We start from the raw sequence: 11778 nt of genomic DNA on the forward strand, positions 1-11778 counted from the left end.
TTTTGCCCCCCTGACCCCCCAACTTTGGGGGGAACAAGAGTCAATTTGCTTCTAAAAGTCCCCCAGAATTGGGGGACCAACGGGGGCTTGGATGTAGCAAATGAGACTTCTCAGACAACCTCTCAGAAGCAGTTTCTGTACCATGGGCGTAGCGTATTAGCTGACTGCTTACATTTCCTGGAAAGGACTTTACCTTTTTCGCAAAAAGCATTATTATCGAAACGAGGGAGTTTGAGGGAACTATAAAACCCCGTCGGACATGACGAGTGTTAGCTGACGAACACGATGTCATAGGGCGGGGATACATGGACTCCCTCAAGCCAATTGAGGGGTTAGATGCCCCGATAATTGGCAAATTTCTTAAATATTTACACAACATTATAGCCCATGTAAGCTATAATTTGGCCATGCTAACCATGACCTACGAGTACAAACTAGAACCAACTGCCGAACAGATTGAATCTATCGAGCAAACCCTAGATATTTGTCGTTCTGTCTGGAATTTTGCCCTTAGGCAGCGTAAAGATTGGTGTGCATCTCGTAAGTCACCTATTAATGCTTGTTCGATTCAATCCGAGTACATCATTTCTGCCGACGAACCATTTCCGAATTACCATAAGCAAGCCAAGCAATTAACTCAAGCCAAGAAACTCTATCCTCATCTGAAAACAGTTCACTCTCAAGTACTACAACAAACCCTAAGAACTTTAGATAGAGCTTGGGACGATATGAAAGCCAGAGGTTTTGGTTGGCCTCGCTTTAAGAATAAGTATCGGATGCGGTCGTTTGTCTTTCCACAGTTAGGAAAAGACCCAATTAGAGATGATGGGATTAAGTTCCCAAAACTGGGATGGGTGAAATGGCGACAGTCAAGGCCTATTCCCTTTGGGTTTCAAGTCAAGCAAGCGAGGATAGTTAGAAAAGCATCTGGTTATTTTGTGATGCTGTCACTACAGCTAAATGTCAATGTCTCTAGTCCCATGCCTCACGGTCATCCTAGAGGTTTGGACTTGGGGTTTGACACGGACGGCTTTAATTTCCGAGGCAACCTCGGAAATCGCGTCCTCAAGTTTGTAGCTACCAGTGATGGTGAAGAGATTAAGCGACCTCGATTTCTGATCACCCTACAGCGCAAGCTGAAATTGCTGCAACGTAGGCTAAAGAATAAGCAAAAAGGGTCAAATAATAGATACAAGCTAAACCAGAAAATAGCTAGACTACATCAGCGCATATCTGACACTCGTAAAGATTGGCACTTTAAACTAGCTCATCATTTGTGTGATGGTGCTGGCATGATATTTGTTGTTGGCGAAGCCTGTCCGAAGGCACACACTGGCAAAAAAACTCTAGATATTCGCTTTCACCACTGCGATGAGTGTGGATACAGAACCACAAGAGATGTAGCAGCTAGTCAGGTTCTTAGAAATAGAGGGTTAAATGCCGTCGGGCAGACGGTAGTAGAAAATGTCTGTGGACTGGAAGCGACGGGGAGTATCGGTCACGATACTCTAGTTGGCACGGGTCGAAGCAGAAAACCTAATTCGCGAGAGTTAGGAATCCCCTCCCTCAAAGTGACTGAGCATAGGGAAGTTGCTTAGGGAGGGGAGGATGTCAATGATCAGGTGCGACAGCTGTATACCAACTATGGTATCTTCACCATAGTGGTAATTTAGGTAAGGGTAACTGACGCTATGTAGCTGATACTGTGACTGTTATCAATAACTTATAGGTTATTAACAAGCACGGTTAATTGCCTAGCAACATCTAGCGCAATCCACTAGTGAAAGCAGCAACTAGTTTGGTAAAACTACCTAGGGAGTCTAGTTAACTAATGGGATAAACCTATTAGAAACTAAGAGCAGTGACATGAAGTATCCGGAATATCCATAAAAACCAATAGATTGACAGCCGGGACTTGCATGAAAAAAAATACCAATTAAAGTAGGGTGGGGAACCTAATTTAATCTATAAAACTGAAAACCAACTTTTTTGCCTATCCGACAAGCTAAAACCTGGTATTTTATTTTTTTGCTACTCCCTAATCATTTGGAGTTGAGATAAGCAGCTTTCCCCAAATCAAAAAAGAATGGAAAAATTATATAGTGTACACCCTAAGTACCTCGAAACAGTCAAATTAGTTTGGAAGCGTAAGCGTCGGGGAAGAGATATAGACCTAGCTAATGAATTAGATTTAGACTTGCCCATTGTTAATCTTTTTCTGATCGGAAAGCCCATTAAAGGTCTTTTCTTTGTAGAAATTTGTCAAGCATTGCAGTTAAACTGGCGAGAAATCGCTGGTTTAGATTTACTGGAAACTCCAGTGAAATCCTCAGAGATTGAAGTAGATACTAGTGAAGTAGATACCGTCGATACCAGTGATGGGATTGGCCCTAGGCCAAGCTACGCGAACGCAAAACCAAAGCCTATCGAAGAGGTGAACACCGTTGATGACGCTTTAGGGGAGTTAGTGGACACCCTCAAAGAAATGTTACGTCGCCTGACCCGAAAAGCTGGAAATATACTAAAAGCAGACCGCACCAGTATTTTTTTACTGGATGAGCACAGTAACATCCTCGGTTCCATTGACGCTGATGACGGGAAAGGTGGCTCCCTAGTCATTGATATTCCAGCAGATAAAGGAATTGCTGGTGCAGCTGCTACCTCCTTAAGTATTATTAATGTTCCCTTTGATGTCTATGACGACCCACGCTCTGAAGAAGCGAAAAGAATCGACAAAATTACCGGTTACCGAACCTATACTATGGTAGCTTGGCCCGTGTTGAATCAGCAAAAAAATTTAATTGCTGTGGTACAATTAATTAATAAGTTAAAACCCAATAGTAATCCAAACGATAACTTGTCTGAAAGAATTGATCTAAAGGGGTTTACCAAAAAAGATGAAGAATTGTTGGCTCAATTTACTCCTTCAATTTTGAAAAATTTAGAACGATGTCAGTTATGTTTTCAACTAGCCCGTAAACTTTGGTTAAAGTCAGAAAGTAACTCAGAGATTATCGATCCCTATAATCAAAAAATGATTACTGAACTCCAGGAGAAAGAAAAACAGGTGCGCAAGAGCCTAAAAAAACTAACCAAACTCAACTTATATTAAGTGTTAATTTTTATTGTTAAATTTCAATATTTTATAGTTTAAATTTTAAATGTTAACGTTTTAGGCAAGCTAGGATATATTTTGCCTAATAACTCCAGTACAATCAGATTTAACAAACTTTTCATGTTGACCGGAGTAGAACACAATGCCAGTAGCAGTTGGAACTATTGAGACCCTAGGTTTTCCAGGGGTACTAGCCGCAGCAGACGCCATGGTCAAAGCAGGGGCAGTCACACTGGTATCCTATGATAAATCTGAGAAAGGTCGGTTTATGGTGAGCGTCCGTGGTAAAATTTCAGAGGTAAACGTCGCGGTAGCAGCTGGGCTAGAAGCCGTAGAGAAAACCTATGGTGCGGAGGTGACAGCTCACTATATCATTCCTAACCCTAATGAAAATGTGGACACAGTGCTGCCCATCCACTACACCAGCAAAGTCGAAGAGTTCCGAACATTTTAAACTAATACACTTAATCAGTATTAAGGTAAGCATTCAGCCGTCAGCGGTCAGCCGTCAGCTTTCCATAACTCAGATTAAAATTTTGCTTACTTGTTTGATTCAAAAGTTCCCTAGCGTCCTAATTGCCCATAAGCACATCAAGTGGCACCATCTGTAGCGCATTAGCTGATAGCTGATACGCGACACGCTGATAGCTGATAGCTTACGTATTAAGCCGAATCGGTAGCGAAGATTCGTACAATAGTTCCTGAGTTTCAAATAATTCAACAGATTAAGGAGTTTGGCTATGTCCACAGTGGCGGTTGGATCTCTCGAAACCAAAGGCTTTCCTGGTATACTCGCAGCAGCAGATGCTATGGTTAAAGCCGGTAGGGTTACCTTAGTAGGCTACATCAGAGTTGGTAGCGCCCGCTTCAATATCAATATTCGGGGGGATGTTTCGGAAGTAAAAACAGCTATGGATGCCGGTATTGCAGCCGTCGAAAAAGCCCATGGCGCTACCCTGGAATCCTGGGTGATCATTCCTCGTCCCCATGAAAACGTCGAGTGTGTTCTGCCCATTGCCTATACTGAAGCCGTTGAACAGTACCGAGAAGCTGTGGAAAATCCCATCATCGGGCGGGGGAACGGTTTTTCTCGTTAAGCTTTTTGGTTTTAGCTAAGCCCGCACCAAGCCCAGGTCTGACCCGATAGGAGAGCGGTTGTTGAATGCGGGTTGAAGCTACATTTGTGTTAGAACCGGGTTCGGTTAACTATGTCAATCATCATGCTACTAATCCTGATGGTTGCACTTCCACAGCAAGCACTGGCAAATCAACCCGCACTTTCTGAGCTTGGGGCTGTGCTGCTTGCTCTAATACTTCTACCTCAATATTAACTGCCACTAGATAAGAACCAGTTTGATCTGCCACAGCTTGGGCAATCAAACCAGCAAAGTCTGGCCGTTCTGCGGTAATGGGATCTCTTAACGTACACTGCTCCCATTGGTACTCGGCATTGGGATTGATGCTCAGTATATAGTGCTTCTTCATGGGGAAAAACCTTGATTAGGGGTTTATATCAGATCAGCTGACCGTCAACTCACTCTATTTATTATAGTACAAATATACTATTTTAGTCCTGGTCAGTAATCAATCCTATGGTGGTTTGCTGCCATTGAGTCTGCTGTCTCCTGAAAAAACTAGCCAATTTCCGACATCGAACTGAGTTCCTGATCACCCGTTGATGGTAGAAATCTGTAAACTATCTTAAATCTCAGCCAGTTTAATCAGAATTTTGATAAAGGTTTCCCATCCGGTGGCACTTTCTCCAACACGTTAAACTAATCAAAGCTAAACTAAAAAACGTTAACGAAAACACAAAACCTGATGATTGCAACTGCTACTCGGATTAAACACGAAGTTAAAGACCTGTCTCTGGCACCAAAAGGAAAACAGCGGATTGAATGGGCTGGACGGGAGATGCCAGTGCTCAAGCAAATTCGAGACCGCTTTGCCCAAGAAAAGCCTTTGGAAGGAATTCGTTTAGTTGCTTGCTGTCACGTAACCACCGAAACTGCCCATTTAGCGATCGCACTCAAGGCTGCTGGTGCTGATGCTGTCCTGATTGCCAGCAACCCTCTGTCAACCCAAGATGATGCAGCGGCTAGCTTAGTGGTTGATCATGAGATTTCTGTATTTGCCATCAAAGGGGAAGATAACGAAACCTATCACCGCCACGTTGAAATTGCCCTGGATCACAAACCAAACATTATAATCGATGATGGTAGCGATGTTACCGCCACTCTGGTAAAAGAGCGCCAACACCAGCTCGGTGATATCATTGGCACCACCGAAGAAACCACCACTGGCATTGTCCGTCTGCGGGCTATGTTCAATGACGGGGTGTTGACATTCCCGGCAATGAATGTTAATGATGCTGACACCAAACACTTCTTTGACAATCGCTACGGTACTGGTCAATCTACCCTTGATGGTATTATCCGCGCCACCAACGTGTTGCTAGCTGGTAAAAACGTGGTTGTGGTCGGTTATGGCTGGTGTGGCAAAGGCGCAGCACTTCGAGCCCGGGGACTGGGAGCCAATGTCATTGTTACTGAAATTGACCCCACTAAAGCCATTGAAGCTGTAATGGATGGCTTCCGGGTAATGCCGATGGCAGAAGCTGCTCCCTTAGGTGACTTGTTTATCACAGTTACTGGGAACAAGCACGTGATTCGCCCTGAGCATTTCGAGGTGATGAAAGATGGAGCAATGGTGTGCAACTCTGGTCACTTCGATATTGAAATTGACCTCAAGTCCTTAGGGGAAATGGCAACAGAAGTCAAAGAAGTACGGAACTTTACCCAAGAGTACTGTTTGAAAAATGGTAAATCCGTTGTGGTACTGGGTGAAGGACGCCTGATTAACCTGGCAGCAGCTGAAGGTCATCCCAGTGCGGTGATGGACATGAGCTTTGCTAACCAAGCTTTGGCCTGTGAATACCTAGTCAAGAACAAAGGATCCATTGAACCAGGTTTACACTCCATCCCTGAAGCAGTGGATAAGGAAATTGCCCGGTTGAAGTTACAAGCAATGGGCATTAACATTGACACCCTAACCCCAGAGCAAATCGAGTACATGAACTCTTGGACTTCTGGTACCTAAAACGAGGGTAATCCGTTGACGATACCGGTTCAATAATCCTAATCTCCCTTCTCGGGTAATGGGTTATGGGTAACAGGTAATTGGTCATCGGTCATGGGTAATTGGTAGTTGACTATTCCCGACTATCGATTACCCTGACCCAAGAATTCAGTAACTATTTGGGAAGTGATTAAGCCGACTTGAGATTATTGCTCCCTTTGCATAAAATAGCCAAATAATACCAATACCTTTGATGGTAACTTGGGATTAAATATATAGATACCTAAGATCGATATCTGAGTTGGATATAAAGTAATTACTCAGAATTAGCAATTAGGCGGTAAAATAAGGTGTGGGATTAGCTGCAACCCTTTTAAAAACAGGACTTGGCAGAAAATGGGGAGCCAACTATACCTATAAAACTATACCTATAGGGTGGAGTGACTGCGTCAGTCCTGAAGAAGAATAGAAAGTAGGCAAATACCACTTGTGAAAGCCAATTATCGATGATTTTTCGAGATTATGGATGATTTTTCTAAATGGGTTAACTATCTAGGTTATAGCTAAAGGCAAATTATAAAATTATATGGACTCTTGCATAAATCTTTAAAAAGAGGATGATAAATACTATAGCCCGATCGCAAAAATTGACTTTTGCAAGAGGCCTATTCAATGAGTAGGGTGATTGATCATGACTTGGCAACAATCTCCAACCTATCTGGCAGTGCTGACTACTATGCTCTCGGCTGCACTGGTAACTGACTTCACCGCAGCCCAGTTACTGGCACAGTCATACCCACACCATGAAGTTGGTGCACAATTCCCACGACCACCAGAGCGAGGGTCACCGTCTAGAACCCTTGGGGCTGGGACACATATGATTAAATTTCCACCACAAGTACCAGAACGAGGAAAACCGAGAAGAACAGCAGGAGGAGGGTCTCGTAGCTATTCTTGTACTGACAACGGTGATATCCCTTTAACTGCTATCGTGCCAACCAATAATCTGGTCAAAACGGTGGCGGCTAATCCTACACTGTTCTGGTATGTTCCCAAAACTACAGCTACTGTTGCAGAATTTGTGTTAATTGATGACCAGGATCAAGAGGTGTACCTGACCACATTGACCCTGGATAACAGGAAAGACGGTATTGTGCAACTGAGCATACCGAAAACCGTACCTCTGACCATGGGTAAGGAATACAAGTGGTTTTTCGTACTAGTTTGCGATCCTCAAGAGCGTAGCCGAGATCATTGGGTTCAAGGAATACTCCAGCGTACTGAACTTAGTCCGCAATTAGCGCTTAATCTAGATCAGGAGCAAAATACCTTAGAACAAGCCAAACTATATGCTGATGCTCTGATTTGGCAAGAAACTGTGACTACTGTCGCCCAGTTACGGGATTCCCAGCCCCAAGCATGGGTAGATCTGATCAAATCAGTGGGGTTAGAAGCGATCGCTAACAAACCATTTGTCAATTGCTGCACAGCTAGCAATTAATCTTAATTGACACTCCCCCTCCGATAAGAACGGGGATTCTTACTTGGCCGTAGGCCACGCGATCGCGTTCAACGAGCTGTATTGCCTGTTCAGGTCTGAACCAGAAAAGGTAGAGGACAATTCTCTATAAGCGTATTGGATAGCGCGGATCCAGGTTTCGGTGTGCCCCACCGTACCTAAATTATTGAAAACATAGATAGATAGATAGATTTTTTATCTGATTTTTTCATAGACGATCAAGTCGTTAGACTCAATTATGCAACATGCTTATCTCAAAACATGTTTTTTACATTGTCTACTTATTTTTAGATAATATCTACCTAGATTGTTATTAATCTATTATTATAGACATTTATCATAACATGCTCTCGGAAAAGTGTCAATACAAGAAGGTTGTATTATAAAGCCGTCCTTAAAGGACGGGGCTTTAAACCCATTTTTTTGGGTAATGTCAGGGTAAGTGCTAGAAAGATTAGTATATATTAGTATATTAACTTTTATAACTAATCACTACTGAATGGCTAAACTCTCTGTAGAACTACAGCGCTATTTTTTTGAGGAAGAGCGAGAGCCTCAGGTAAGGCTGGCAGATATTTTAACCCTAGCGGGGGAACGTATCTTTGGGTTTCTATTCGTTATCCTATCTCTACCTTCAGCTTTGCCAGTTCCAGCACCGGGTTATTCGATTCCCTTTGCAATTGTGATCTTCTTGTTGGCTATTCAGCTCATCGTTGGTGCCAAACGCCCCTGGCTACCTAAGAAGATGATGAATGGGAAAATGAAATTGGAAACCGTGCAGGGTTTTCTGAAAATAGGACTCCCTTGGTTGCGGCGGATTGAGGCAGTTACCCGTCCTCGCCTAAGCTATATTTGTACAAGTTTGCCTGGTCGGATATTTATGGGGAGTGCGATCGCATTAATGTCAATTTCGATGATGATTCCGATTCCAGGGACAAATACCATTCCAGCTGCGGGAATTTTTATAACTGGTTTTGGCTTAACTGAAGATGATGGCGCAATTAGCCTAGCGGGTTTAGTCCTGTGCCTGATCGGAGCAAGCCTCTCCATCTCAATTATGTTTGCCCTATGGTTTGGTGGCACAAGTCTAGTTGACCAGATTAAGATTTGGTTGGGTCGTTAAACTGATGTGCATCCAGTCCGCGTCGAAGATTTTGTTTGGGTTATAGTAATCACTAATTGGTAACAAACTTCGCTGCAGTTGTCGGTAACTTCGGACAAGGGAACTTCGGCTCAGGCCAAAATAATTGACCCAAACAGTATAATAAAACTACTAAGGCTGCTAGGTCTAATCGATAATCGGTAATAAGTAATCGGTAATAAGTAATCGGTAATGGCTAATCACAATTACCATCTAAACTCGAAGGGGACTCCCGTTATAGCCCAAAGACAAGCGCGGGATACGGGGGGTATAAAGTGCTCCCGCAGGTGACCCACACAGCCCCTTGGGAATTGGGGACTGAAAATGTTGCGTCTCCTTGAAAGTTTTTGCTATAATAGATGTATTATTGTGCTCGTTCCCTTAGCGTCTCCTAGGTCGAAAAGAGCTATGATGACTTGGGCTTTTTATCAGTTCTCTCAAATCCTAGAACACTTGTGTAATCGCTATGGTTCCAAGTTAGTGAGAGTAACAGAGGAATACACCTCTTATACCTGCACAAAATGTTGCACCTGCGTCTAAAAAGTAAAAAGGGATAATATTATATAATAGTATCATCCCTTTTTCCTATTCCATTTAGTTTTTTTGCCAAGTTAATAATTATTAACATAGTGCCATTCTACCTAACTACCTAACTTAGTAGGTATCAAACTAGGTATTAAACCAGAGGACATCTATGGCTCAGTTGGGTTTGGGGAATCCCTACGCTTTTCAGTGCGCTGCTTCTGAGGACCTAAGGGAGTGGAGTTGGTTAAGTTGTCTTCAAGAACCATACGCTGTTCCATCTGACGGAGAAAATAACCAGTCATCATGGCTGAAGCCAGCAATCCAGCTAAATTTTCCCGATCAGTGGTGATTTGAACATTAAAGTTTTCTGATGGCAGCATCCCTACTAGCCCTTGAACGTTCTGAGAGATGATTTGTTGGATTTCAGGGCTAGCAGACTTAGCAATCCTTGCTAAAACATCAGAAGGTTGATTCTGGAGGTATTGCAGCAGTTGGTTCGGTTGAGGCTCTGGTCCTGGGGAACTTAGAAAATCGGGGTTGAATACCATTAGGAATTTTAGGTTTGACCTGCTTCATCTCGACTTTTCTATACTCTAAACGATTGTGAGATAACCTGAATCAGCTTTCGGGGATAAATCTCAGTTTTTTGGGTATAAATTCTGAGTAAAAAAGCTTACTTAAAGAAATCTTGAAGTTTTTGTAACCCTTGGCATAGCTTCTATTGGGGTGGCAGTAGCTGCTGAACTTCAAAGTGTTGATGAAATTTTTCGGTAACTTGTAACCAGTACGAGCGCCCCTCAGTTTGTCTACGTTTCTGGACAAAATCGAGATCGACCAGTTCCTGGATATGTTGATACGCTCCACTCCCACGAAGGTTGACTAGGTCAGCTTGAGTAATCGGACCTTTAAGAGCGATCGCAGCTAAAGTCCTCAAAGCACCTGTGCCCAATTCAGCAGGAATTAAGTTTTGCAGTAATTCACTAAACGTGGATCGTAACTGTAAGCTATACCCAGCAGGGGTTTCCACAACTTCTAAAGCACTGTCCCGGTGGGCATAGTCTGCCATCAGTTCAATCAGGCCATCCGCAACTTTTTCGCGATCGCATTGGGCATACTCTGAGATTTCCTCTATAGAGACGGGCTGTCCCTTCAAGTATAGAATCGCTTCAATTTGGGTAGCTAGACGAGGCATTGTTTTAATTAGCTTCTAATCCAATTGACGTCCTGTCAATTCAACAAAAATATCTTCCAGGTTGGAGGGACGAACCATCACACCAGTTTTATCGGGTAAACTTTCGAGATAGCCACTCGCTTGTTCCAGAGTCGGAAAAAATTTGTATTCAAAGCGTTCTGAGAGTTGTTTGATCAGTAATCCTTCCCCATGTTGGTGGCGCAACTGTTCAAATGTACCTAATTCGATTAGTTTACCAGAATCCATGATACCGATCCGTCCTGGCTTGCCAGCGCCATAGCGATCGCACAAAAACTCCACTTCTTCCATATAGTGGGTAGTTAGCAATATCGTCATACCTTGGCGATTCAAATCCCGAATAATTTCCCACAGGCGACGGCGGGTTTGGGGGTCTAATCCCACTGTCGGCTCATCCAAAAATAGAATCTTCGGTTGATGTAACAGCGCTCTAGCAATTTGCAACCGACGCTTCATTCCTCCAGACAGAGTTTTCACTAAACTATCCCGTCGGTCTATTAGCTCTACATACTCTAACCACTGATTAATCAGCCGCTGACGCCCAGGATTGGCAATGTGATGCAGCCGTGCGTGGAGTTCCATGTTTTCCCAGACAGTCAGGTCAATATCCACGCTAGTTTGCTGCAAGACCACACCAATATTTTCCTTGACCTGATCTTTTTCTTCTACAACGTCGTAACCCGCTACCTTAATTTGACCCTTGGTCGGTTCAGTTAAGGTAGTTAGCATCCGAATTGTAGTGGATTTACCAGCACCATTCGGACCCAGCAAACCAAATATCTCTCCTGATTCAATGGTAAAGGACAGGTCATTCACGACAGGGACCTTATCGTAGATTTTGTAGATGTTCTGGAGGGAAACAGCTGGGGGCATAGATTCCTTAATATGTATGATATTGAGTCAATAGGCTTGAGCTAACCTGCTTCTACACCACAGGTTAGAAGCAAATTATATCATGTCGATATCATTCCCCTTAATAAAAAGAGCAGTAATCCCAAATTTACCCACAAATACCACTGCTACAGGTGTAGTCATCGCTCTTAACGGTCATGTCATTAACAGGGTATTCATTTTACTATTATATCTTAAATGCTTCCTCTTAATTACTTGTCATTAATTGTTATTACATGTAGACGAATTATCAATCTGTAGGTTAAAACAAATAGGGAGTTTATTGGGACTCTTCTTTA

12 protein-coding genes are annotated in these 11778 nt (G+C 43.1%); 8 read left to right on the forward strand and 4 right to left on the reverse strand.

Going from position 1 to position 11778, the window contains the following annotated elements; translation table 11 throughout:
* Positions 1-407: 407 nt before the first annotated feature.
* From F6K37_RS20320 to F6K37_RS20335, 4 genes are all read left to right on the forward strand, one after another.
* On the forward strand, positions 408-1598 hold the full coding sequence (locus F6K37_RS20320; protein ID WP_044492492.1) for an RNA-guided endonuclease InsQ/TnpB family protein: 1191 nt from the start codon (positions 408-410) through the stop codon (positions 1596-1598).
* Positions 1599-2086: 488 nt separating this feature from the next.
* Positions 2087-3112, forward strand: coding sequence for a GAF domain-containing protein (locus F6K37_RS20325; protein WP_008181382.1), 1026 nt, complete (start codon positions 2087-2089; stop codon positions 3110-3112).
* 145 nt (positions 3113-3257) lie between these two features.
* Positions 3258-3569, forward strand: coding sequence for a carbon dioxide-concentrating mechanism protein CcmK (locus F6K37_RS20330; protein WP_008181383.1), 312 nt, complete (start codon positions 3258-3260; stop codon positions 3567-3569).
* Between the two features lie 286 nt (positions 3570-3855).
* Entirely contained in the window at positions 3856-4212 is a 357-nt protein-coding gene (locus F6K37_RS20335) for a carbon dioxide-concentrating mechanism protein CcmK (RefSeq protein ID WP_008181384.1), read from the forward strand.
* Between the two features lie 121 nt (positions 4213-4333).
* Here the strand turns inward: F6K37_RS20335 and F6K37_RS20340 are convergent, their stop codons facing one another.
* Entirely contained in the window at positions 4334-4600 is a 267-nt protein-coding gene (locus tag F6K37_RS20340) for a hypothetical protein (RefSeq protein WP_008181385.1), read from the reverse strand.
* A gap of 336 nt (positions 4601-4936) precedes the next feature.
* Between F6K37_RS20340 and ahcY the strand changes: the two genes are divergently transcribed.
* The 4 genes from ahcY (at position 4937) to F6K37_RS45580 (ending at position 9393) form a co-directional block, all read left to right on the forward strand.
* Positions 4937-6214 (forward strand): adenosylhomocysteinase, encoded by a 1278-nt coding sequence (gene ahcY / locus F6K37_RS20345; RefSeq protein ID WP_008181386.1) that lies wholly within the window; start codon positions 4937-4939, stop codon positions 6212-6214.
* A gap of 670 nt (positions 6215-6884) precedes the next feature.
* The gene (locus tag F6K37_RS20350; RefSeq protein WP_008181387.1) at positions 6885-7694 is read left to right on the forward strand and encodes a DUF928 domain-containing protein; all 810 of its coding nucleotides are present in this window, start codon (positions 6885-6887) and stop codon (positions 7692-7694) included.
* 517 nt (positions 7695-8211) lie between these two features.
* Positions 8212-8835, forward strand: coding sequence for an exopolysaccharide biosynthesis protein (locus F6K37_RS20355; protein WP_008181389.1), 624 nt, complete (start codon positions 8212-8214; stop codon positions 8833-8835).
* Positions 8836-9264: 429 nt separating this feature from the next.
* Complete coding sequence (locus tag F6K37_RS45580) at positions 9265-9393, forward strand: zinc ribbon domain-containing protein (RefSeq protein ID WP_438941758.1); 129 nt, start codon at positions 9265-9267, stop codon at positions 9391-9393.
* Positions 9394-9545: 152 nt separating this feature from the next.
* Here the strand turns inward: F6K37_RS45580 and F6K37_RS20360 are convergent, their stop codons facing one another.
* The 3 genes from F6K37_RS20360 to F6K37_RS20370 all read right to left on the reverse strand — a co-directional run bounded on the left by F6K37_RS20360 (position 9546) and on the right by F6K37_RS20370 (position 11461).
* Positions 9546-9926: a DUF760 domain-containing protein gene (locus tag F6K37_RS20360; protein ID WP_008181391.1), complete on the reverse strand. Its 381-nt coding sequence runs from the start codon at positions 9924-9926 to the stop codon at positions 9546-9548.
* A 170-nt stretch (positions 9927-10096) separates the two neighbouring features.
* Positions 10097-10570, reverse strand: coding sequence for an SMC-Scp complex subunit ScpB (gene scpB / locus F6K37_RS20365; protein ID WP_287251751.1), 474 nt, complete (start codon positions 10568-10570; stop codon positions 10097-10099).
* Between the two features lie 15 nt (positions 10571-10585).
* Positions 10586-11461: an ABC transporter ATP-binding protein gene (locus F6K37_RS20370; protein ID WP_287251753.1), complete on the reverse strand. Its 876-nt coding sequence runs from the start codon at positions 11459-11461 to the stop codon at positions 10586-10588.
* Positions 11462-11778 lie beyond the last annotated feature (317 nt).

The organism is Moorena sp. SIO4E2 (genome assembly GCF_010671945.1).
Lineage (GTDB): Bacteria > Cyanobacteriota > Cyanobacteriia > Cyanobacteriales > Coleofasciculaceae > Moorena > Moorena producens.

Excerpts from the sequence above, each read along its gene's own strand:
- F6K37_RS20320 (WP_044492492.1), top strand. The coding sequence starts at position 408 with ATGCTAACCATGACCTACGAGTACAAACTAGAACCAACTGCCGAACAG.
- F6K37_RS20325 (WP_008181382.1), top strand. The coding sequence starts at position 2,087 with ATGGAAAAATTATATAGTGTACACCCTAAGTACCTCGAAACAGTCAAA.
- F6K37_RS20330 (WP_008181383.1), top strand. The coding sequence starts at position 3,258 with ATGCCAGTAGCAGTTGGAACTATTGAGACCCTAGGTTTTCCAGGGGTA.
- F6K37_RS20335 (WP_008181384.1), top strand. The coding sequence starts at position 3,856 with ATGTCCACAGTGGCGGTTGGATCTCTCGAAACCAAAGGCTTTCCTGGT.
- F6K37_RS20340 (WP_008181385.1), bottom strand. The coding sequence starts at position 4,600 with ATGAAGAAGCACTATATACTGAGCATCAATCCCAATGCCGAGTACCAA.
- ahcY (WP_008181386.1), top strand. The coding sequence starts at position 4,937 with ATGATTGCAACTGCTACTCGGATTAAACACGAAGTTAAAGACCTGTCT.
- F6K37_RS20350 (WP_008181387.1), top strand. The coding sequence starts at position 6,885 with ATGACTTGGCAACAATCTCCAACCTATCTGGCAGTGCTGACTACTATG.
- F6K37_RS20355 (WP_008181389.1), top strand. The coding sequence starts at position 8,212 with ATGGCTAAACTCTCTGTAGAACTACAGCGCTATTTTTTTGAGGAAGAG.
- F6K37_RS45580 (WP_438941758.1), top strand. The coding sequence starts at position 9,265 with ATGACTTGGGCTTTTTATCAGTTCTCTCAAATCCTAGAACACTTGTGT.
- F6K37_RS20360 (WP_008181391.1), bottom strand. The coding sequence starts at position 9,926 with ATGGTATTCAACCCCGATTTTCTAAGTTCCCCAGGACCAGAGCCTCAA.
- scpB (WP_287251751.1), bottom strand. The coding sequence starts at position 10,570 with ATGCCTCGTCTAGCTACCCAAATTGAAGCGATTCTATACTTGAAGGGA.
- F6K37_RS20370 (WP_287251753.1), bottom strand. The coding sequence starts at position 11,461 with ATGCCCCCAGCTGTTTCCCTCCAGAACATCTACAAAATCTACGATAAG.